The 21,380-nt window shown below is 38.6% G+C and carries 24 protein-coding genes; all 24 read left to right on the forward strand.

The genetic code is table 11. The features are described from left to right. Nucleotides 1-101 precede the first annotated feature (101 nt). The 24 genes from J7W16_RS05475 to J7W16_RS05590 all read left to right on the forward strand — a co-directional run bounded on the left by J7W16_RS05475 (nucleotide 102) and on the right by J7W16_RS05590 (nucleotide 21,371). Nucleotides 102-362: a stage VI sporulation protein F gene (locus J7W16_RS05475; RefSeq protein WP_210596267.1), complete on the forward strand. Its 261-nt coding sequence runs from the start codon at nucleotides 102-104 to the stop codon at nucleotides 360-362. Between the two features lie 251 nt (nucleotides 363-613). Continuing rightward, on the forward strand, nucleotides 614-814 hold the full coding sequence (locus tag J7W16_RS05480) for a DUF2768 domain-containing protein (RefSeq protein ID WP_210596268.1): 201 nt from the start codon (nucleotides 614-616) through the stop codon (nucleotides 812-814). A gap of 24 nt (nucleotides 815-838) precedes the next feature. After that, the gene (locus J7W16_RS05485; protein WP_210596269.1) at nucleotides 839-1,561 is read left to right on the forward strand and encodes a hypothetical protein; all 723 of its coding nucleotides are present in this window, start codon (nucleotides 839-841) and stop codon (nucleotides 1,559-1,561) included. Nucleotides 1,562-1,794: 233 nt separating this feature from the next. After that, entirely contained in the window at nucleotides 1,795-3,273 is a 1,479-nt protein-coding gene (gene spoIVA, locus J7W16_RS05490; RefSeq protein ID WP_210596270.1) for a stage IV sporulation protein A, read from the forward strand. A gap of 247 nt (nucleotides 3,274-3,520) precedes the next feature. Next, nucleotides 3,521-3,739, forward strand: a complete 219-nt coding sequence (mtrB, locus tag J7W16_RS05495) for a trp RNA-binding attenuation protein MtrB (RefSeq protein ID WP_210596271.1) — start codon at nucleotides 3,521-3,523, stop codon at nucleotides 3,737-3,739. Nucleotides 3,740-3,822: 83 nt separating this feature from the next. Continuing rightward, a complete protein-coding gene (locus J7W16_RS05500; protein ID WP_210596272.1) occupies nucleotides 3,823-4,608 on the forward strand; it encodes a heptaprenyl diphosphate synthase component 1 in 786 nt (261 codons plus the stop codon). A gap of 1 nt (nucleotide 4,609) precedes the next feature. After that, a complete protein-coding gene (locus J7W16_RS05505; RefSeq protein WP_210596273.1) occupies nucleotides 4,610-5,320 on the forward strand; it encodes a demethylmenaquinone methyltransferase in 711 nt (236 codons plus the stop codon). A 27-nt stretch (nucleotides 5,321-5,347) separates the two neighbouring features. Continuing rightward, entirely contained in the window at nucleotides 5,348-6,211 is an 864-nt protein-coding gene (locus J7W16_RS05510) for a UbiA-like polyprenyltransferase (RefSeq protein ID WP_210596274.1), read from the forward strand. Beyond that, nucleotides 6,208-6,816 carry a UbiX family flavin prenyltransferase gene (locus J7W16_RS05515; RefSeq protein ID WP_210596275.1) on the forward strand — a complete coding sequence of 203 codons (609 nt, stop codon included), beginning with the start codon at nucleotides 6,208-6,210 and terminating at the stop codon, nucleotides 6,814-6,816. The genes J7W16_RS05510 and J7W16_RS05515 overlap by 4 nt, the downstream gene beginning before the upstream one ends. Next, nucleotides 6,813-7,661, forward strand: a complete 849-nt coding sequence (locus tag J7W16_RS05520) for a menaquinone biosynthesis protein (protein WP_210596276.1) — start codon at nucleotides 6,813-6,815, stop codon at nucleotides 7,659-7,661. The genes J7W16_RS05515 and J7W16_RS05520 overlap by 4 nt, the downstream gene beginning before the upstream one ends. An 82-nt stretch (nucleotides 7,662-7,743) precedes the next feature. Beyond that, a complete protein-coding gene (gene hepT / locus J7W16_RS05525) occupies nucleotides 7,744-8,715 on the forward strand; it encodes a heptaprenyl diphosphate synthase component II (protein WP_210596277.1) in 972 nt (323 codons plus the stop codon). A 139-nt stretch (nucleotides 8,716-8,854) separates the two neighbouring features. Then, nucleotides 8,855-9,301 (forward strand): nucleoside-diphosphate kinase, encoded by a 447-nt coding sequence (ndk, locus tag J7W16_RS05530; RefSeq protein ID WP_210596278.1) that lies wholly within the window; start codon nucleotides 8,855-8,857, stop codon nucleotides 9,299-9,301. Between the two features lie 32 nt (nucleotides 9,302-9,333). Beyond that, entirely contained in the window at nucleotides 9,334-10,119 is a 786-nt protein-coding gene (locus tag J7W16_RS05535) for a CheR family methyltransferase (protein ID WP_210596279.1), read from the forward strand. A 175-nt stretch (nucleotides 10,120-10,294) separates the two neighbouring features. After that, entirely contained in the window at nucleotides 10,295-11,467 is a 1,173-nt protein-coding gene (gene aroC, locus J7W16_RS05540) for a chorismate synthase (RefSeq protein WP_210596280.1), read from the forward strand. Then, nucleotides 11,467-12,564, forward strand: a complete 1,098-nt coding sequence (gene aroB, locus J7W16_RS05545; protein WP_210596281.1) for a 3-dehydroquinate synthase — start codon at nucleotides 11,467-11,469, stop codon at nucleotides 12,562-12,564. Before aroC ends, aroB begins: the two co-directional genes overlap by 1 nt. Beyond that, a complete protein-coding gene (gene aroH, locus J7W16_RS05550; protein WP_210596282.1) occupies nucleotides 12,557-12,928 on the forward strand; it encodes a chorismate mutase in 372 nt (123 codons plus the stop codon). The genes aroB and aroH overlap by 8 nt, the downstream gene beginning before the upstream one ends. 239 nt (nucleotides 12,929-13,167) lie before the next feature. Beyond that, nucleotides 13,168-14,676, forward strand: a complete 1,509-nt coding sequence (gene trpE / locus J7W16_RS05555; protein ID WP_210596283.1) for an anthranilate synthase component I — start codon at nucleotides 13,168-13,170, stop codon at nucleotides 14,674-14,676. Beyond that, nucleotides 14,669-15,694 carry an anthranilate phosphoribosyltransferase gene (gene trpD, locus J7W16_RS05560; RefSeq protein ID WP_210596284.1) on the forward strand — a complete coding sequence of 342 codons (1,026 nt, stop codon included), beginning with the start codon at nucleotides 14,669-14,671 and terminating at the stop codon, nucleotides 15,692-15,694. Before trpE ends, trpD begins: the two co-directional genes overlap by 8 nt. Then, a complete protein-coding gene (trpC, locus tag J7W16_RS05565; RefSeq protein ID WP_210596285.1) occupies nucleotides 15,684-16,460 on the forward strand; it encodes an indole-3-glycerol phosphate synthase TrpC in 777 nt (258 codons plus the stop codon). The genes trpD and trpC overlap by 11 nt, the downstream gene beginning before the upstream one ends. Further along, nucleotides 16,441-17,091, forward strand: a complete 651-nt coding sequence (locus J7W16_RS05570; protein WP_210596286.1) for a phosphoribosylanthranilate isomerase — start codon at nucleotides 16,441-16,443, stop codon at nucleotides 17,089-17,091. Before trpC ends, J7W16_RS05570 begins: the two co-directional genes overlap by 20 nt. Continuing rightward, complete coding sequence (gene trpB / locus J7W16_RS05575; protein ID WP_210596287.1) at nucleotides 17,078-18,271, forward strand: tryptophan synthase subunit beta; 1,194 nt, start codon at nucleotides 17,078-17,080, stop codon at nucleotides 18,269-18,271. The genes J7W16_RS05570 and trpB overlap by 14 nt, the downstream gene beginning before the upstream one ends. After that, complete coding sequence (gene trpA / locus J7W16_RS05580) at nucleotides 18,261-19,064, forward strand: tryptophan synthase subunit alpha (RefSeq protein ID WP_210596288.1); 804 nt, start codon at nucleotides 18,261-18,263, stop codon at nucleotides 19,062-19,064. Before trpB ends, trpA begins: the two co-directional genes overlap by 11 nt. Before the next feature lie 38 nt (nucleotides 19,065-19,102). Beyond that, the gene (gene hisC / locus J7W16_RS05585) at nucleotides 19,103-20,197 is read left to right on the forward strand and encodes a histidinol-phosphate transaminase (RefSeq protein WP_210596289.1); all 1,095 of its coding nucleotides are present in this window, start codon (nucleotides 19,103-19,105) and stop codon (nucleotides 20,195-20,197) included. Nucleotides 20,198-20,273: 76 nt separating this feature from the next. Then, entirely contained in the window at nucleotides 20,274-21,371 is a 1,098-nt protein-coding gene (locus J7W16_RS05590; protein ID WP_210596290.1) for a prephenate dehydrogenase, read from the forward strand. The last annotated feature ends 9 nt before the right edge of the window (nucleotides 21,372-21,380 follow it).

Raw genomic sequence — 21,380 nt, forward strand, 5'->3', positions numbered from 1 at the left:
GATATTTAACCAATAATCAGCCATTCTTTTCTTGCAAGCATGCACCATCTTCGTTCTTCGGCATATGATATGGTGATATTACGATTGAGGGAGGGCATCACATGTTTGGAAACAGTGACTTTATGGATCAAATCTCTAAGAAGACTAGTGTAAGACCAGATGAATTATTAAAGCTAGCAAACTCAGTAAGTAATGCAAACCTTCAAGATGAAGAAACAGTTAGACAATTAATTAAAGACGTAGCAAAACTAGCAAATAAAGAAGTAACAAAGGAAAAAGAAGATCAAATTGTTGAAGCGATTGTTAAAAACGATATGCCAATGGACTTTGCTTCGCTTGCTAAAATGTTCAATAAAAAATAAAGTGTGTTAGGCGAAAACCACAGTCAATCAAGTGGCTTTTGCATATACTTTAAGGAACGAACATTACTACTATAGGGCTGTGTACTCGACGAAGGGTTTCGTCAGGGTTGAAGAAGTGTGCCCCCACTTCTTCAACCTTTTTTTGCGGGACAAGCTAATGCTTCACAGATTGTCCAAAAGGGAAGAACGCTCTGCTGGACAATCTGTGATATACTATATGACAGAATTGTTATGAAAGTGAGGAATCATTTGTGTCTCAAGCGTTGTTAAATATGTGGATTTCATTTATTGCTCTTGGTCTGATGTTTGTTTCAGCTGGTACGGCTATTTTTAGTCGTGCAAAATTAAAAGGCTGGCTGCAAACGACCGTTCTTGTTTTTTCTTTTATTTGTTTAATGATATCTGGAATTATTGTCTTTTTTATTGTTCTTGGTGGGCCGACATCTACATGATTATAAAGGAGTCATGATTGAGTAATGAAACAAGTTTTGATAGGCAGTATTTGCTTCGTATTGTTATTGTTAACTGGTTGTTTTTTACCAGAAAATCAACGGATGGAAAATAGAGTGGCTTACCCAGATCAACTTGAATCTGTTCAATTTGCGATTAAGCAATTTAAGGAAGATACGGGAATGCTTCCGATTCGAACATTTGATGAGAACACTTCATTATACAGCCGGTATATTATTGAATTTAATCAATTGATTCCTCGTTATCTCCAACAGCCGCCAGGTACAGCCTTTGAAAATGGCGGAGTGTTTCAATATGTACTTGTTAATGTCGAGGACGAGCCTGAGGTGAAAGTGATTGATCTAACTGCTCAGAAAGTAATTCAACAATACCAGCAACGTGTGAATGATTATATTAGACAGAATACGTATGCTCCAATTGAGGAAATTGTTGATGATGGCTTATTTAAGCTAGATTATGAAGAACTTGGTTATAAAGAAGACCCACATGTTCAAAGTCCATATTCAGATACCTTTTTACCACTTTTGTTTACAGCGGATCGGGAAGTGATTATTGATTATTCAATTGATCTTAATCTGATGTTATTAGAACACGATCATGCATTTAAAGAAGGTGAGGATATAAGATCGATCCTCTATAATCACTCTGCCTTTGTCCCTTCCCGAAGTGTTCCGTATGTACTTGATGAAAACGGCGAACCAGCATTTGCTATGAATTTAAGAAATTAACTAGAAAAAGATGGTCTATTTTGCTTCTTCCATTGATATATATAATCAAAGGAAGGGGCATTTTTTGATTTTCCCCTTCTCGTTTGCCCAAACGAGAGACATCATCTTTCATTGGGTACAATTCTTTTTAAAAGAATAGTCATAAACCTTGTACAATTTCATAGATATGATAGTGTCCAAGGTTTACGGAAAGAAGATGAATCTCAAATCTTTACTGATCGGGAGGGGATCACGTGGAAAAGGTTGATATTTTTAAAGATATTGCTGAGCGTACAGGCGGCGATATTTATCTCGGAGTAGTAGGTGCGGTTCGAACAGGGAAGTCGACATTCATTAAGAAATTTATGGAGCTAGTCGTTCTCCCGAATATTGAAAATGAATCAGAAAAAGCACGTGCACAGGATGAACTACCGCAAAGTGCAGCAGGAAAAACGATTATGACAACGGAACCGAAATTTGTTCCAAATCAAGCTGTATCGGTCCATGTAGATGATGGTTTGGATGTCAATATACGTTTGGTAGATTGCGTTGGATACGCTGTACCGGGTGCGAAAGGGTACGAGGATGACAATGGTCCACGTATGATTAATACACCATGGTATGAGGAGCCAATTCCATTTCAAGAAGCAGCTGAAATTGGCACAAGAAAGGTAATCCAGGAGCATTCAACACTTGGAATTCTTGTAACAACTGACGGTTCGATTGGTGAAATCCCACGTCATGATTATAAAGAATCAGAGGCACGTGTTGTAGAGGAATTAAAAGAGGTTGGCAAGCCATTTATTATGGTGGTAAATAGTGTTAGACCTCATCATCCAGATACAGAACAACTGCGTCAAAACTTAAGTGAGGAATACGATATTCCTGTATTATCAATGAGCATTGAAAGCATGACAGATCAGGATATTAATAATGTTCTTCGTGAAGTATTATATGAATTCCCGGTTCATGAAGTGAACGTGAATCTTCCGAGCTGGGTTATGGTATTACGCGAGGATCACTGGTTACGTCAAAGCTATGAAGAATCTGTACGTGAAACAGTTAAAGATATCAAACGTCTTCGCGATGTTGATCGTGTTGTCGGACATTTTACTGAGTATGAATTTATTGATGACGCACGTCTTGCTGGGATTGAAATGGGCCAAGGTATTGCTGAAATCGATTTGTATGCACCAGATGACTTATATGATCAAGTGTTAAAAGAAGTTGTAGGTGTCGAAATTAGAGGTAAGGATCATCTACTTCAACTTATGCAGGATTTTGCATATGCTAAAGAAGAGTATGACCAAGTTGCCGATGCATTAAGAATGGTGAAGCAAACAGGATACGGTATTGCTGCACCTGCCTTGTCGGATATGAGTCTTGATGAGCCGGAAATTATTCGTCAAGGATCCAGATTTGGTGTTCGATTAAAAGCCGTTGCTCCTTCGATTCATATGATTAAAGTTGATGTTGAATCAGAGTTTGCTCCAATCATTGGCACAGAAAAGCAAAGTGAAGAGCTTGTTCGTTACTTAATGCAGGATTTTGAAGAAAATCCACTTTCAATTTGGAACTCTGATATTTTCGGACGTTCACTTAACTCAATTGTAAGAGAAGGGATTTCTGCAAAGCTATCACTAATGCCTGAAAATGCACGCTATAAGTTGAAAGAAACATTAGAAAGAATAATTAACGAAGGATCCGGTGGACTTATCGCTATTATCCTTTAATTATCCAAAGCCTGTAATGAGACAACTCGTTACAGGCTTTTAATTGATATAGAAAGCGAAGTGCAGTTTATAAGTCACTATTGTTAGATCTAGTCTTTTGCTTTCTTACTGAGCAATATGCTAAGATTTTTAGAAATGAAAACGATTGATCAATACAGCTAATCAGAATAATTTATGTTAATATAGTAAGATACAGACTTTACATATTCATGATAGCTGAGATAAGACTAAGACAGGAGAGTATAGAATGGCTAATAATAATGATTTTTTTGTAATTAAAGCAAAGGAAAATGGGGTTAATGTAATTGGATTAACTCGTGGTTCTGATACAAGATTTCATCACTCGGAAAAATTAGATAAAGGAGAAGTGATGATTGCTCAATTTACTGAACATACGTCGGCGGTGAAAATTAGAGGGAAAGCAACGATTCAGACAAGTCATGGTACGGTTGATACAGATGAGTAGCTTTTCATTTAGCTTAGACTGACCGGCTATGGTATACTAACTTAGATTATTATAAATGTTGGACGGAATTTGGGGGACAGAGTATGGGAAGCTTTGAGCATTATAACAAGCATGTAGAAGAAATAAAAAATCAATTTTATCATCTTACAAAACACCAGTATTTGCAGACCTATTTACCAAGACCAGTGGTGGACGAAGATAAAATTCGTTTCTTATATGCAATGCTGAATGAGAATCTTTCGGAGAAGGATGCTCAGTTATTCACACTTTCTGCCTTACTCGTGCAGGCTGGTTTAGATATTCATGAGGAGGTCTCTCTTCATGAAGTTCAATCAGATTCATTAAGGAAAAAAAGGCAGTTAACGGTCTTAGCTGGTGATTATTATGTCGGACTTTATTATCACATGTTGGCTAAGCATAAACATGTTCCCCTTATACAAGTCATCAGCAATACCATTCAAGAGATAAATGAAGTGAAAATGAATACGTATGAAAACCATGATCGAAAGTATGAAGATTTGGAAGAAACGGTCTCAATTATTGAAACAGGATTAATGCAAAATATCGCAGATTACTTCGAACAAAGTGCCTGGAAAGAGTTGATTAAGGATTTCTTTTATTTAAAGAGATTGGTGAGTGAAAAATTAGAGTGGCTTTCTGGTAAAAAAACACCACTACTTAAATCAATCATTAAAGATACACTTCAATTAGAGGATGCTGTTGGGATTATTGAGCAAAAAGTAGAAGAAGTAAAGGATCGTTTAATAAAAAATAGCAAAGCAGTTACTTCAATTGAAGCATTTATCACATGGCATATTGATCAAGTATCTGACCATGCATTTTATGAGAACGTTGCAAAGGGTGAGTAAGTTGGCACAATCAAAGGAAGAAAGAGTTCATCAAGTATTTGAATCAATTTATAAGAAATATGATCTTATGAATTCGGTCATTAGCTTTCAGCGTCATAAGGCGTGGCGGAAGGACACTATGAAGAGAATGAACGTACAAAAAGGAGACCATGCCCTAGATGTCTGTTGTGGAACAGCGGATTGGACAATTGCCCTTGGCGAAGCTGTCGGAAGAAATGGACGAGTGGTTGGACTCGATTTCAGCAAAAATATGCTTAAAATAGGTGTGGAAAAAATTAAGGAACATCGACTAGAGCAGGTTGAGCTTGTCCATGGCAATGCGATGGATCTACCTTATGATTCTAATTCTTTCGACTATGTCACGATCGGATTTGGTCTTCGTAATGTCCCAGATTATATGCAAGTATTAAGAGAGTTACACCGAGTTGTTAAACCTGGTGGAATGGTTGTCTGTTTGGAGACGTCACAACCAACGATTCCAGTCTTTAAGCAACTATACTTTTTTTATTTCAGAAAGATCATGCCTGTTTTCGGTAAGCTATTTGCAAAAAGCTATGATGAATATTCTTGGTTACAGGAATCGACGATGTCATTTCCTGACCGTAATAAACTTGCCCAAATGTTTAAAGAAGCTGGACTTACTCAAATAGAGGTAAAGGCTTATTCTGGTGGGGTTGCTGCTATGCATTTAGGAGTGAAACCAACAAATTAATAGTAAGAAGAATGGGAGCCGATTCAAGTGCTTAAAAAATTAAAAATCATCTTAGAAATGATCAAATTTGAACATACTGTTTTTGCATTACCGTTCGCTTTCTTAGGAGCAATACTCGGATCTGCGATCATGAATGGTACATTTCCTTCTATCAACCAATGGATCTGGATCTCGCTCGCGATGGTTGGTGCTAGAAGTGCAGCGATGTCATTAAATCGCGTGATAGATGAACAAATTGATAAGAGAAATCCAAGAACGTCTAATCGGGCAATACCTGCGGGATTAATTTCAAGAATGGAAGTTTTGTTATTTATTATTGTTTCATTTGCTCTTTTATTTTATTCTGCCTTTCAATTAAATATGTTGGCTGTTTATTTATTGCCGATAGCGGTCTTCTTTCTTGTCATTTATTCTTATACGAAGCGTTTCACATGGACATGCCATCTCATTTTAGGTGTAACAATTGGAATTGCCCCACTCGGAGGTTGGGTCGGAGCAACAGGAACATTGCCTGTAGAAGCATTCCTTTTGTTCTTGGCGGTTGCTCTATGGATTGCAGGATTTGATGTTATTTATTCAACCCAAGACGCGGATTATGATAAAGAGCATCAACTTCACTCTATTCCAAGTCGTTTTGGAATTAAACATGCATTACTCATTGCCCGCTATTTACATGTTGGTAGTTTTTTTGCTTTTTTAAGTTTGTTTTTTGTAACACCATTAGGTTGGATCTATTTCATTGGCGTGTTAATATCAGGAGCAATTCTCGTTTATGAACACTCTCTTGTTAAAGAGGATGATCTATCAAAGGTTCAAATAGCATTTTTCCCGATGAATGGTATCTTAAGTGTGGTCTTATTTGTTTTTGCTATTGGAGATGTTCTACTATGAGTCAATCGATAAAAGGTATTTATACTGTTGGAATTACTGGTGCAAGTGGTGCACAGTATGGTATTTATTTAGTTCAAGAGCTTCTAAGACAATCATATAAAGTCCATCTAGTGCTAACAGAAGCCTCCTGGCAAGTCTTTCGTGCTGAGTTGAACTTAGATACAACTAATCGTGATGCTGTCATTGACAAGTTATTCGGTGGACTACCAGGTGAATTACACACTCATGATCTTCACGATTATACAGCTCCGATCGCAAGTGGTTCTTATCGAAATGACGGAATGATTATTATTCCTTGTTCAATGGGAACTCTTGCAGGAATAGCGAATGGAGCATCTGGAAATCTTTTAGAACGGACAGCCGACGTCATGTTGAAGGAAAGACGTAAGCTTGTCTTAGTTCCAAGGGAAACGCCTTTAAATGAACTGCATCTTGAGAACATGTTACGTGTATCAAAAGTAGGAGGGATTATCCTACCTGCAATGCCTGGTTTTTATCATCAACCTAAAACAATGGATGATCTTATTAATTTCCTTGTCGGTAAGGCACTTGACAGTTTGGGTGTTGAACATCAACTGTTTACTAGATGGGGGGAAGAATCATGAGCCTAAGAATTGGAGAAATTTCCTATACAAACATCCTACCATTTTTTTATTATTTAGACCGTGATGAGTTAGCACGAAGAAACTATCAGTTCATTCCGCAAGTACCAGCCCAACTCAATCAAGCAATGGCAGATGATAGAGTTGATATCGGTGGGATTTCTTCATTTGCGTATGCAAAGCATGTTGATTCCTTTACCCTGTTGCCCAATTTATCTGTAACAACCTACGGGGCTGTTAATTCGATTTTTTTATTTTCAAAATTTCCAATTAACGAATTAGATGGCAAAAAAGTTGCCCTTACATCTAGTTCTGAAACATCAATTCATTTATTGAAAATTATTCTTGATTATTTCTATAAACTGACTGTTTCCTATAATATAGTAAAGCCAAATCTAGATGAAATGTTAAAGGATTATGATGCATGCTTGCTTATCGGGGATGACGCAATTACTGCTCGCCGTGAGCAATCTCCTGCTCTGTACACATATGATCTTGGTGAGATTTGGTATCAACAAACAGGTCTTCCGATGACTTTTGCTGTGTTTGCCGTCCGTAATGAAACGATTGAAACATTAACGAATGAAGTAAATTATTTGTATAATTCCTTTTTAGATAGTAAAAATCAAAGTGAAAAGGATAAGTACCAACCGATGATTTCTGATATTATCAAATCACAGGGGGGGCCAAAACAGTTTTGGGAGATGTATTTCCATAATCTCTGTAATGACTTCGGTCCTGAGGAGCATAAAGGCCTCCTCTATTATTTCTATTTGAACAAGAAATTAAATTTTTTAGATAATGATATCAAGGAAATAAAAGTTTGGAATCCTGTCTTACAACGATAAAAGGACTTGCCAGTATTCGATTTGGATGTTCTAATTAATAAGATGAATGAAATGAAATCGTTAAGTGAATAAGGTGGACGACATGAAACTAGCTGAAATTTATATGCAATTCCAATCGGATATTACTATTATTGAAAACGAGCTAGAGGCAACAGTTAAGGCTAGAAATGACGTACTTTCTAAGGCGTCTATTCAACTGTTAAAAGCAGGGGGGAAACGAATTCGTCCTGTATTTGTCCTTCTCGCTGCTAAATTTGGTCATTATGATATAAATTCGTTAAAGCATATCGCTGTTCCGCTTGAGCTGATTCATATGGCTTCTCTCGTTCATGATGATGTGATCGATGACGCAGACCTACGACGAGGTAGAGAGACGATCAAGTCACAATGGGATAACCGTGTTGCTATGTATACGGGAGATTTCATCTTTGGTAAAGCGTTAGAAACCTCTACCTATTTTGATAATCCACGTATCCATCAAATTTTGTCTCATGCAATGCTTGAAATGTGTTTAGGAGAAATTGAACAAATTCGTGATCAATATAATTGGCAACAGAACTTCCGTGTGTACTTAAGACGAATTAAACGTAAAACGGCTCTACTAATTGCTGTTAGCTGTCAGCTCGGAGCGATTGCTGCTAATGCTGATGTATTTGTTCAAAAACAGCTTTATAAATTCGGATATAATGTCGGAATGTCTTTTCAGATCACTGATGATATATTAGACTTTGTTGGTACTGAAAAACAACTTGGAAAGCCAGCTGGTGGAGATTTACTACAAGGAAATGTAACACTGCCAGCACTCTATGTTATGCATCATGACCCTAAAATGAAAAAGTTGATTGAGGATCTTTTGTCCTCGGAATCACCAAACGAGACTGAGATTGGCCCAATTATTGAAATGATTAAAAACTCTGAGGCGATTAATTATTCTGTTAAGATTAGTGATCAGTATCTAAGTAAGGCATTTGACGCATTAGATAAATTACCTGACCAAATTGAAAAGAAATATTTACATGAAATCGCTGCATACATAGGTAAACGAAAATTTTGAAGGTTAGTGAAAAAGGTATGTTTTTCCCCTTTTTCACTGGCCTTCTCTACTTTTTTGCCCGTTCCCTTCACTTTGTGATTGTGGCTTAACAAGTCGTTTGCTATACTTAACTGTATGAATCAATAAGGGGTGTTAGTAGATGGAACGTACATATGTAATGGTAAAGCCAGACGGGGTTCAACGTAATTTAATTGGAGATATTATTTCGCGTTGGGAAAAGAAAGGGTTTACATTGATTGCTGCTAAATTAACAACACTATCCAAAGAAAAGGCAGAGCTTCATTACGCCGAACATGTCGGACAACCTTTTTTTGAAAACTTAGTTCGTTTCATAACATCAGGACCGGTATTTGCGATGGTATGGGAAGGTGCAGATGTAGTGAGTACCTCTCGTCTAATGATAGGAAAGACTAATCCCGCTGAAGCTACACCTGGCACGGTAAGAGGGGATTATGGAGTAAAGATTCCTAATAACATTATCCACGGTTCTGATTCACCAGAAAGTGCAAATCGTGAGATATCGATCTTCTTTGATGAGAGTGAATTAAATGATTATGTAAAATCAGGCAACGAATGGATATACTAAACGTGGTTGAATAGCTGACTGGAGAGACATACATGAATAACAATGATTATGAGCAATTTATTATTAATATAAAAAATAGAACTGCGATTGATTTGTCCTTATATAAAGAGGCTCAGATGAAGAGGCGATTAACATCCTTACATGAAAAAAGGGGCTTTCAAACTTTTGCAGACTATTATCGTGCCATGAGTAATGACGAGGATTTATTTAACGAATTTCTTGAGAGAATGACGATTAATGTCTCAGAATTTTTTAGGAATGCAAATCGCTGGGACGTCCTTGAAAAGAAAATATTACCTCGATTGCTTAAAGAAAATAGCCGTCCAAAAATTTGGAGTGCAGCTTGTTCTACAGGGGAAGAGCCCTATACATTAGCAATGATCATGGCTCAGTTTATGCCCCTTTCTCAAGTGTCTATTTTCGCTACGGACTTAGATCGAATGATTCTAGAAAGAGCTAAATTAGGACTCTATACGGATCGTTCTTTAAAAGAACTTCCGCAGTCCTATTTAACCAAGTATTTTGATAAGGATCCAATGGGCTACAAAGTGAACCAAGAGGTTAAAAATGCAGTAAAGTTTAAACAACAGAACCTTTTAGCCGATCGATTTGAAGATAAGTATGATTTAATTGTCTGTAGAAATGTTATGATTTATTTTACAGAGGAAGCTAAAAACGAGCTTTATCATAAATTTAGTCGTGCATTAAGACCTGGAGGGGTCTTGTTTGTAGGAAGTACAGAGCAAATTTTTAACCCTGCAACATATCATTTTGAAACAGAAGATACATTTTTCTATAAAAAAGTCGGTATACAATAAAACTCACAATTTGTTTGTGAGTTTTTTTTTCTTAGACGAAAGTGATTTGTTTTGATAGAATAATACAAATAACAAAATGTTCTAAATTTTTTACGAGACAGTTATTCGATATCATGTTATAATTTAACGCATAAAAGCGATAAAGAGAATTGGGTTAAAAATTGGAGGAGTAAAGATGAGATACTTAACAGCTGGAGAGTCACATGGTCCACAATTAACAACGATTATTGAAGGAATTCCTGCACAATTAGAGTTACTTGCAGAAGACATTAATGGAGAGCTTGCGAGACGTCAGGGTGGATACGGACGAGGAAGAAGAATGCAAATTGAAAAAGACCAAGTCCAAATCTTAAGTGGAGTTAGACATGGACGCACAACTGGGGCACCAATTGCACTAGTTGTTGAAAATAAAGATTGGACGCATTGGACAAAAATTATGGGTGCAGAACCAATTGATGAAGAGGCAGAAAAAGAAGTGAAACGTAAATTGACTCGCCCTCGCCCTGGACATGCAGATTTAAACGGAGCGATTAAGTATGGTCATAGAGATATGCGAAATGTGCTAGAACGCTCGTCTGCACGAGAAACGACGGTTCGTGTAGCAGCAGGGGCTGTTGCTAAAAAGCTACTTTCTGAATTTGGTATTAAGGTTGGTGGACATGTTCTTGAGATTGGGGGCGTGAAAGCAGAGAATATTTCCTACGATTCAGTCGAGGATTTGCAAACACGTTCTGAAGCATCTCAAGTTCGCTGTTTAGATGAGAATGCTAGTGTCAAAATGATGGAAGCGATCGATCAAGCAAAGCAAGATGGTGATTCAATCGGTGGAATTGTTGAAGTTGTCATTGAAAATGTACCAATTGGTCTTGGTAGCCATGTTCAGTATGATCGCAAGCTTGATGCGAAAATCGCCGCTGCCGTTATGAGTATTAATGCATTCAAAGGTGTGGAAATTGGTATTGGGTTTGAGGCAGCACGATTACCGGGCAGTCAAGTTCATGATGAAATTATCTGGGATGAGGAAAAGGGGTACACACGTCGTACAAACCGTCTAGGAGGATTTGAAGGTGGAATGACAACTGGTATGCCAATTGTAGTCAAAGGCGTAATGAAGCCTATCCCAACCCTTTACAAGCCACTTCAAAGTGTTGATATCGATTCAAAGGAACCTTTTGCAGCAAGTATCGAACGATCAGATAGCTGTGCTGTACCAGCAGCCGCGGTAGTTGCAGAAGCTGTTGTTGCATGGGAAGTCGCTAATGCAATACTAGAAACTTTTGGTCACGATAAGATGAGCACAATTCAAGCTACTGTAGATCGCCATAAGGAAGAAGCGAGGACGTTTTAATGAAAAAGGTTGAAATTAGAGCTGCATCAAAAACATATCAAGTGTTTATCGGAAGTGGGCTCCGTCATCAAATTGGTTCCCAGCTAAAGAGCATTCTATCTCAACCGCCTTCCTCTATTTTCATTATTTCTGATACAAATGTTGCACCAAAATACTTAGACGATGTGAAAGCTAGCTTTGATAAGGAATTATCAGTATTTGATTATGTGATAAAAAGTGGGGAAGCTTCAAAGTCTTTTCAAGTCTATGAGGATGTGCTAACAAAAGCACTTGAAAGTAATCTGGATCGCAAATCGGTTGTAATTGCACTCGGTGGCGGTGTTGTTGGAGATCTGGCTGGTTTTGTTGCTGCGACGTATATGAGAGGAATTCGATTTGTTCAAGTCCCTACAACATTACTCGCACATGATAGTAGTGTTGGTGGGAAGGTGGCCATCAATCATCCATTAGGTAAAAATATGATTGGAAGTTTTCATCAGCCAGAAGTTGTTTTCTATGACACGGAAACACTTTATTCCTTACCAAAAAGAGAGTGGCGATCTGGCTTTGCTGAAGTGATCAAACACGGGTTTATCCGTAATCGCCGATTTCTTGAAGAGCTTGAACGCGACTGGACCTCTTTTGAAAACATCCCGATTGAGCAGTTGAATACAATGCTAGAAAAGTCAATTTCGGTCAAAGCTGATGTGGTAGCTGAGGATGAAAAGGAACTAGGTGTAAGAGCTCATCTTAATTTAGGTCACACTCTTGGTCATGCATTAGAAGCTGAGCTTGGATATGGTGTTATGACTCACGGAGAAGCCGTTGCAATTGGAATTTTATATGCAATGAGATTAAGTGAAGAAATTAATCAAATTGATTTGAATATTCCTCACTATGAAGAATGGTTCAGACGATTAGGATATGAAACAAGAATCCCTGCCTCTTTAAAAGGTGAAAAGTTATTAAAAACCATGAGTCAGGACAAAAAGGTAGAAGCAGGAACGATACGCATGGTTTTACTAGAGAAGATTGGTCAGGCAACTGTAACTAATATTCCTCCTGACATCATATTAGCATTGATTGAAGAACGAATGGAGGAGGGATCACGTGGTTAGAGGAATTAGAGGGGCAACTACAATTGCAACAAATACAGAGCAAGAAATATCCCATGCTTCATTAGAACTTGTAAGGGAATTGATAAATAAAAATAAGATAGAGCCAGAACAAGTGGCCCACGTATTATTTACCGTAACTTCAGATGTTTCAGCAGCATTTCCTGCCAAAGTCTTGCGTGAAATCTCAGGGTGGTCATTTGTTCCAGTAGTCTGTGCACAAGAGATTCCAGTTCCTGGAAGCCTACCGCTATGTATAAGAGTATTGATGACTGTTAATACAGACGAAAGCCAAGAAAATATTTCTCATGTCTATTTGAAGGATGCTGTTAAGCTTAGACCAGATTTGGCCTTGACTAAAGAGTAATAACAGAGTAGACTTGGGTCAGATGAGATGAAGGGATAGCCCTTCTAGCCTAGAGCTTAGAGAAGCACGTAATTAATGAGAAGAGAATGAGATTGAGCTGAGGAGAGCTGAGTTTAGTTGAGGGAATAGTAATCTATAATCCCCCTAATTCAATTATGGTTTAGGGGGTTTCTCTATAAAAATGTGTATTCGTTCTCCCCTCCCACTCGTTTCATTCATTCCAAAAGGAGTGAAAGAAAATGATAACCCCTAATGTAGAAACATTTCAATCCCTAGCAAAACAATTCAAAACAATCCCGGTGACCGAGCAATTATTTGCTGATGGTCTCACCCCTGTACAAATTGTCCATCAATTAGGTGACCAAGTATCCTTTTTACTAGAGAGTAAGGATGATCATTCACCATGGTCAAGATTCTCATTTATCGGTCTTAACCCAATGTTTGAGCTTGTTGAGGATGCAGGAACGTATCGTACCGTATCAAAGGATCAAGAAGTCGTTGTTGAAGCAAATACCTTCCAAGAAGCATTTGAGCAGACAATGACATTCCTAGATGTTCAACCACTAGAAATGGAGATTCCTTTTCGTGGTGGAGCTGTAGGCTATATGAGTTATGATGCTATAGAAACAATTGAACCTTCTTTGACAGTTGAACGAAAGGAGAGACTTCCTCACTATCAATTTCTTTTTTGCCAAACATTAATCGCTTACGATCATGTAAAGAAGGAATTAACGATTTTATATCATGCAAGACCCGAGAAGCACTCTGAGGTAGAAGCTTACACTGAAGCTAAAAATGAAATCGAGAAAATATCTTTTTTACTTGAACAGCCACAAAGTGGACTCCTTTTAAAGAGAGTTCCGGAAACAAGTGACGACGTTTCATTTGACGGTGTGACTTCAAACTATGATAAGGAAACATTCATTTCACATGTTAATAAGATTAAGGATTATATTCGTTCGGGTGATGTATTTCAAACGGTTCTCTCTCAACGATTCGAAATGAATGTGACGGCTAAAGCCTTAGAAGTATATCGAGTGCTTCGAATGGTTAATCCTTCTCCTTATTTGTTTTATCTTAAATTTGATGAAATAGAGGTTGTCGGTAGCTCGCCAGAACGTCTAGTGCAGGTTCAGGATGGGCATGTAGAGATCCATCCGATTGCTGGTACTAGGAAGCGCGGAAGAAGTGTAGAGGAAGATCAATCACTTGCAACTGAGTTATTAGCTGATGAAAAAGAACGTGCAGAGCATTATATGCTCGTTGATCTTGCCAGAAATGATGTTGGCCGGATAGCGGAGTATGGATCAGTTGAAACCCCAACTTTACTTGAAATTGGTCGGTTTTCGCATGTGATGCATATTATTTCAAAAGTTACAGGACGACTTCGCAAAGGAACAGAGCCACTTGAGGCTTTAATGGCTTCATTTCCAGCAGGAACGGTCTCTGGTGCACCGAAGATTAGAGCAATGGAAATTTTACAAGAGCTAGAGCCAACCAATCGTGGATTGTATGCCGGAGCCATCGGTTACTTAGGGTATGACGGGAATATTGATTCTTGTATTGCCATTCGGACAATGGTTATACAAAACGGGAAGGCATATATTCAAGCAGGGGCTGGTGTTGTTGCTGATTCAGTACCAGAGAAAGAATATGAAGAAACACAAAATAAAGCAAAAGCATTGATTCGAGCAGTGCAGTTAGCGGAAAGTATGTTTGGTACTAAGGGGGTTAAAACACATGCTTAAACAATTATTGCGTTCATGTATGGAAGGACAGACACTCTCTGAATCAGAAGCTGAAAAGGCTATGGATGAAATTATGGCAGGGAATGCAACGCCGAGCCAAATTGCTAGCTTATTAACGATTCTCAGGTTTAGAGGGGAAACGGTTGAAGAAATGTTAGGATTTGTTCGATCAATGCGTTCGCATTCAATCACAATTGAAGCTTCTGGTTTGGACATCATCGATACATGTGGAACCGGTGGAGATGATTTAAAAACATTTAATATCTCAACAGCTACTGCGATTGTTCTATCAAGTATGGGTGTCCCTGTTGCTAAGCATGGCAATCGTGCTGTTTCATCGAAAAGTGGAAGTGCGGATGTGCTTGAGAAATTAGGTATTCAGACGCAGCATACACCTGAGGAAGCAAGTCAATCCTTGCTCGAGAATCAGCTGTGTTTCCTTTTTGCCCCGCTCTATCATCAATCGATGAAGCATGCTGTCGCCCCGCGAAAAGAAATTGGCTTTAGGACAATATTTAATTTACTTGGTCCAATGACTAATCCTGCGAACGCGAAACGACAGCTTCTTGGTGTATACGATCATGAATTCGCAAAAAAAATGGCAGAGACTGTTGCTGTATTAGGAACAGAGCGGACACTGCTAGTTACAGGAGCAGAGGGTCTTGATGAACTGTCTATTACAAATGAGTCAACAGTTATTGAAGTGAATGGGACCGATCAACAAATTTATACAATCTCTCCTGAAGACGTAGGGCTTGAGAGAGGAATCTTAGAAGAAATTCAGGTAAGTACGCCTGCTGAAAGTGCCTCTGTTATTTTGAGTGTGCTTAAAGGAGAAGCGAATCCTTCAGCTCAAGGAATTGTAACTTTGAATGCAGGTGCAGCACTTTATGTTTCTGGAAGAGTCGATTCTATTGAAGCTGGAGTGAAAGCAGTCAAAGAAGCGTTTGAGGTGGGCGATGTTTATCAACATTTCCTAGTATTATCGAAGGGGGAGCTTCAACAACATGCTAAATAAAATATTAGAAACAAAGCGTCGGGAGATTGATGAACTTGTTCTTCCAGAGCAAAAAAAAGTTGCTCATTTTTCACTATATGAGTCACTGAAGAATCCAAACCATACGATTGGATTAATAGCTGAGGTAAAGAAAGCCTCTCCTTCTAAAGGGCTTATATGTGAAAATTTCGACCCTGAAATGATTGCAAAAGGATATGAGGCTGGCGGTGCTGATGCGATTTCAGTTCTTACTGATATCGAATACTTTCAAGGACATCGTGACTTCCTATCTGCTGTTAAGGATGTTTGTTCCTTACCAGTTATGCGTAAAGACTTTATTATAGATAAAAAACAAATTGATGAGACGGTCCGTATTGGTGCTGATGCGATGCTCTTAATTGTTGGAACAGTTCCGATTAAAGAGCTTGAAATCTTATATAATTATGCATATGACAATGGCTTGGAATGCTTAGTTGAAGTCCATGCAAAAGACGAATTAGTCGAATTGCTGTCAACTTTCACACCTAAAATAATTGGTGTGAATAATCGTAATTTAAAAACATTTGAAACATCTCTTAATCAAACAGAAGAAATGGCTTCTTTAATTCCAGAGGGCAGTTTGTTTATTAGTGAGAGTGGAATTCATAAGGAAGCTGACATTTTACGTGTAAAGTCAGTCGGTGCGACTGGTGTTCTTGTCGGTGAATCATTAATGCGTGCACAATCACCGACAATTGGTATTAAAAAACTATTTGGAGGCGAGTTTCGTGAGTCAGCCACTACTTAAATTGTGTGGAAATCACTCATTAAATGATGTTGAAGTCTCGTTTGGAAGTTCAGCTGATTATGTTGGTTTTGTCTTTGCAAAAAGCAAACGTCAAGTTACTAGAGGGCAAATTGCTGAATGGTTGCAGCATCATGAACCAACTCAAAAAAAGCTTGTCGCCCTTTTCGTTAATGCTTCAACTGATGAAATTGTTGAGGCAGTTAGCTCGCTTCCAATCTCGATTATTCAATGTCACGGAAATGAAAGCCCTTCTCAAATATCTGAGATAAAAGAACGGTTGAATATCCCCGTTTGGAAAGTCATTCATCATAGTGAAGATGGAAGTCTAGTTATGCAATCATACGAAAATATTGCTGATGGCTATATTGTTGATTGTAAAGTAGGTAAGCAGTGGGGTGGAACAGGCGTATCTTTTGATTGGACTTATGTCCCTACCTATATGGAGGAAGGACAAAGACAAAACGTTCCTGTGTTCATAGCAGGTGGAATTCGACCAGATAATATCGCTGACCTTCTTGTCTATCAACCAGACGGGATTGATGTCTCAAGTGGTATTGAAGACAATGGTCTAAAGTCAAGAAAACTAGTTAGAGAGTTAGAGGAGAGGATGAGAAACAATGCTACCAGATAAGCGAGGACGTTTCGGTGAATTTGGAGGAAAGTATGTACCAGAAACATTAATGAGTGTTATTGAGGAATTAGAAGCGGCTCTAGATGAAGCACTAGCTGACGAGGCATTTGTGGCAGAATATCATGAGCATCTACGTGAATATGCAGGTAGACCAACAGCTCTATCTTATGCAGAAAATATTACGAAACAATTAGGTGGAGCAAAAATCTATTTAAAGCGTGAAGATTTGTTACATACAGGTGCTCACAAATTGAACAACGCCATGGGGCAGGCCCTTCTTGCTAAACGAATGGGTAAGAAGAAAATCGTTGCTGAAACTGGAGCTGGTCAACATGGGGTTGCAACGGCAACAATAGCAGCAAGATTTGGTCTTGAATGCAAGGTATTCATGGGTGCTGAAGATATGGAGCGTCAAGCTCTGAATGTATTCCGAATGGAATTATTAGGAGCTGAGGTTATTCCTGCTAACTCCGGTAGTCAAACACTAAAAGATGCGACTAATGAGGCGATTAGGTACTGGGTTTCTAACGCTGAAGATACATTTTATTTAATTGGTTCAGTTGTTGGACCACATCCATATCCTAAAATGGTACGTGACTTTCAACGAATTATTGGAGATGAAGCAAAGCGACAATTTTTAGAAAGGGAAGGACGACTTCCAACGGAAATTATCGCTTGTGTAGGTGGTGGGAGCAATGCGATCGGAACCTTTTATCCGTTTTTAGAAGATGATATTCCCTTAATTGGTGTAGAAGCCGCTGGACAAGGTGTCGATACAGACAAGCATGCTGCAACTATTTCAAAAGGTCGTAAAGGGGTCATTCATGGATCATTAACTTATTTACTTCAAGATGAAGCAGGTCAAATTACTGAACCGTATTCGATCTCTGCTGGTCTTGATTATCCTGGAGTTGGGCCGGAGCACGCCTATCTTGCAAGTAGTGGTCGTGTGAAATATGAAGCAGTTACTGATCAAGAGGCATTAGATGCTCTTAAGTTATTATGTGTGACAGAGGGAATTATTCCAGCAATTGAGTCAGCCCATGCATTAGCTAAGGCATTCGAACGTGCGAAACAATTAAAGCCTGAAGACACGATTCTTGTTTGCTTGTCAGGACGAGGAGATAAGGATGTTCATACATTAATGAAGCATTTTAAGGAGGATCAAGATGGCAACTGAGCGAATGTTAGCAGCAACTAATACAGACAAACCACTTTTTATTCCGTTCATTACAGCGGGGGATCCTTCAGAGGAAGCGACGATTGATATTGCCTTGACCTTGCAAGAGGCTGGTGCAAGTATTCTGGAGCTCGGTATACCGTACTCTGACCCACTAGCAGATGGTCCGACAATTCAAGCAGCATCGAAGCGAGCACTCACACACGGAATGTCGCTTGAAAAAGCACTTAACTTAGTTCCGCAAATGCGTAAGCGTGGTCTGTCAATTCCAGTTATTATTTTTACGTATGTTAATCCTTTGATGCAGTATGGTGAGAGAAGAATTGCTGAAGAAGCAGCTCATCACGGAATTGATGGGTTTATCGTTCCTGATTTGCCATATGAGGAAAGTGAAGAATTTGCAGATGTTTGTAATGAGTATGATCTTTCACTTGTCCTTTTAGTTGCACCGACATCCAAGCAACGAATGATTAAAATCGCCGAGAGATCACAAGGCTTTTTGTATTGCGTTTCGTCAATGGGCGTAACAGGGGCAAGGGCTGATTTTGATCCAAAGGTATATGATTTCTTGAAAACCGTTCGCGAGGCAAGTAAGATACCAACTGCTGTAGGATTTGGTATCTCAACGCCTGAACATGTCAAGTCAATGAGAGAGCATTCAGACGGTGTTGTTGTTGGGAGTGCACTTGTTGCCAAAATTGGAGAACTAGAAGAGCAATTACTAGATCATAATTCTCGTCCTTCTGCTTTAAATGAAATAAAAACATTTGTTTCCTCTCTCATTTCGTCGTAACATAGAAGAGACGAAACTAAACTGATGAGGTGCTGAATATGGAAGTTAAAAAACAGTTACTTGGTTTGCCCTCGTACAAACCTGGTAAGCCAATTGATGAAGTAAAAAAAGAATTAGGTTTAACGAAGGTTGTTAAACTAGCTTCGAATGAAAATCCTTTTGGTGCTTCTCCTAAAGCAGCGGAGGCAATTCGTCAAATGGCCGCACAAACAGCGGTCTATCCAGATGGTTATGCTGCCGAGCTTAGAGAAAAAGTCGCGAATAAAATTGGTGTTGAACCGAACCAATTGGTATTTGGAAATGGTTCAGATGAAGTTATCCAATTTTTGTGTCGATCGTTATTATCACCAGGTACAAATACAGTTACGGCAGATCCATCCTTTTCTCAATATAAGTTAAATGCAACAATTGAAGGTGCCGAGGTGCGTGAAGTCCCTTGTATTGATGGTGTACATGATTTAGACTCGATGCTAAAGGAAATTGATGCGAACACGAAAATTGTTTGGGTATGTAATCCGAACAATCCTTCGGGTACATATGTAAATGAACAAAAATTCAAACAATTCTTGGAACAGGTGCCATCAAATGTTTTAGTTGTTTCAGACGAGGCGTACTATGAGTATGTAACGGCTGAAGATTATCCAGAGACTCTGCCATTACTTAAAGAGTACGATAATTTAATGGTACTAAGAACATTTTCAAAAGCTTATGGATTAGCAGCATTAAGAGTTGGATACGGTGTAGCCAATTCTGAGTTGATTTCTAAAATTGATCCTGTTCGTCCTCCATTCAATAACAATACGTTTGCTCACGTAGCAGCATCTGCTGCTTTAGATGACGATCTCTTTATTTCTGAATGTGTTAGTAAAAATACAGACGGTTTAAAGCAATTTGAGGAGTTTTGTGATAAGCATGGCTTAACATATTACCCTTCACAGACGAATTTCATACTAATTGATTTCAAACAATCTGGTGATGTTGTCTTCGATTATTTATTACGTAAAGGTTTCATTGTCCGTTCTGGTGAAGCACTTGGCTATCCGACATGCATTCGAATAACGGTAGGTAGTCAAGATGAGAACAAGGAGTTATTTGAGCATTTAGAATCTATGCTACAAGCCGCATTTCAATAGAGATAAGATGAAAATCCGTCTTTCATGCTAGATGAAGGGCGTTTTTTCGTAAAGATGTGGGTGGAAGGAGAACAGAATGAAGCGTACGGTCTTTATCATTGGACTTGGATTAATCGGTGGTTCAATTTCATTGTCCATTCGAGCTGAGCATGATGTACATATTAGAGGTTTTGATATTTCAGAAGAACAAATGAAAATGGCTTTATCATTAAAAGTAATTGATTCTGCCGCGGCTTCGATTGAAGAAGGCGTTATTGATGCTGATCTAATTGTTTTTGCAACCCCTGTGCTAAAAACAGAGCAATTACTGCAAGAATTAGTAGATTATAAATTGAAGAATGGAGCTATTATAACAGATGTTGGTAGTACAAAACGTCGGATTGTTGAAAAAGCAACTTGCCTAGAAGATAAGGGTGTTACATTTATTGGTGGTCATCCAATGGCTGGGTCTCATAAAAGTGGGGTTGAAGCAGCGAAAGCACATTTGTTTGAAAATGCTTTTTACATATTTACCCCGGCACCACGAACGGATGTACGTTCAATTATTCAATTACAAAACTGGTTAAAAGGTACGAAGGCAACATTTATTGAATTGACAGCAGAGCAGCACGATCATTTAGCAGGTGCTATCAGTCACTTTCCTCATATTATTGCAGCGAGTCTTGTCCATCAAGTTGCGAAGTTAGAAGAAGAGGATCCTTTAGTCGCTCGCTTAGCTGCAGGGGGATTTCGTGATATTACACGAATCGCTTCTTCAAGTCCGATGATGTGGCGAGACATCTTGCTACACAATAAAGAAAGCCTACTTCATTTGTTGAAATCATGGTCGGATGAAATGGATTTGGTCCGTGACATGATTGAACAAGGAAATGCAGAGGACATTTATACCTACTTTGCTGAAGCAAAATCATTCAGAGATGAGATGCCTATCAGAGAAAAGGGAGCGATCCCGGCATTTTATGATTTATTTGTCGATGTTCCTGATCACCCAGGGGTTATCTCTGATGTGACAAGCATTTTAGCAGAGCATCAAATTAGTTTAACGAATATTCGAATACTTGAAACAAGAGAAGATATTATGGGTGTTCTAAGCATTAGCTTTCGCTCTGAGGAAGATCGAGAACGTGCCCAATTGCATCTTAGTGAGCAAATGTATGAGACATATATTATGTAGAAGGGGTGT

Source organism: Halalkalibacter suaedae, from assembly GCF_017939705.1.
Taxonomy (GTDB): domain Bacteria; phylum Bacillota; class Bacilli; order Bacillales; family Bacillaceae_D; genus Halalkalibacter; species Halalkalibacter suaedae.

Excerpts from the sequence above, each read along its gene's own strand:
- J7W16_RS05475 (WP_210596267.1), top strand. The coding sequence starts at position 102 with ATGTTTGGAAACAGTGACTTTATGGATCAAATCTCTAAGAAGACTAGT.
- J7W16_RS05485 (WP_210596269.1), top strand. The coding sequence starts at position 839 with ATGAAACAAGTTTTGATAGGCAGTATTTGCTTCGTATTGTTATTGTTA.
- mtrB (WP_210596271.1), top strand. The coding sequence starts at position 3,521 with ATGGCTAATAATAATGATTTTTTTGTAATTAAAGCAAAGGAAAATGGG.
- J7W16_RS05500 (WP_210596272.1), top strand. The coding sequence starts at position 3,823 with ATGGGAAGCTTTGAGCATTATAACAAGCATGTAGAAGAAATAAAAAAT.
- J7W16_RS05515 (WP_210596275.1), top strand. The coding sequence starts at position 6,208 with ATGAGTCAATCGATAAAAGGTATTTATACTGTTGGAATTACTGGTGCA.
- J7W16_RS05520 (WP_210596276.1), top strand. The coding sequence starts at position 6,813 with ATGAGCCTAAGAATTGGAGAAATTTCCTATACAAACATCCTACCATTT.
- hepT (WP_210596277.1), top strand. The coding sequence starts at position 7,744 with ATGAAACTAGCTGAAATTTATATGCAATTCCAATCGGATATTACTATT.
- ndk (WP_210596278.1), top strand. The coding sequence starts at position 8,855 with ATGGAACGTACATATGTAATGGTAAAGCCAGACGGGGTTCAACGTAAT.
- J7W16_RS05535 (WP_210596279.1), top strand. The coding sequence starts at position 9,334 with ATGAATAACAATGATTATGAGCAATTTATTATTAATATAAAAAATAGA.
- aroC (WP_210596280.1), top strand. The coding sequence starts at position 10,295 with ATGAGATACTTAACAGCTGGAGAGTCACATGGTCCACAATTAACAACG.
- aroB (WP_210596281.1), top strand. The coding sequence starts at position 11,467 with ATGAAAAAGGTTGAAATTAGAGCTGCATCAAAAACATATCAAGTGTTT.
- trpE (WP_210596283.1), top strand. The coding sequence starts at position 13,168 with ATGATAACCCCTAATGTAGAAACATTTCAATCCCTAGCAAAACAATTC.
- trpD (WP_210596284.1), top strand. The coding sequence starts at position 14,669 with ATGCTTAAACAATTATTGCGTTCATGTATGGAAGGACAGACACTCTCT.
- trpC (WP_210596285.1), top strand. The coding sequence starts at position 15,684 with ATGCTAAATAAAATATTAGAAACAAAGCGTCGGGAGATTGATGAACTT.
- trpB (WP_210596287.1), top strand. The coding sequence starts at position 17,078 with ATGCTACCAGATAAGCGAGGACGTTTCGGTGAATTTGGAGGAAAGTAT.
- trpA (WP_210596288.1), top strand. The coding sequence starts at position 18,261 with ATGGCAACTGAGCGAATGTTAGCAGCAACTAATACAGACAAACCACTT.
- hisC (WP_210596289.1), top strand. The coding sequence starts at position 19,103 with ATGGAAGTTAAAAAACAGTTACTTGGTTTGCCCTCGTACAAACCTGGT.
- J7W16_RS05590 (WP_210596290.1), top strand. The coding sequence starts at position 20,274 with ATGAAGCGTACGGTCTTTATCATTGGACTTGGATTAATCGGTGGTTCA.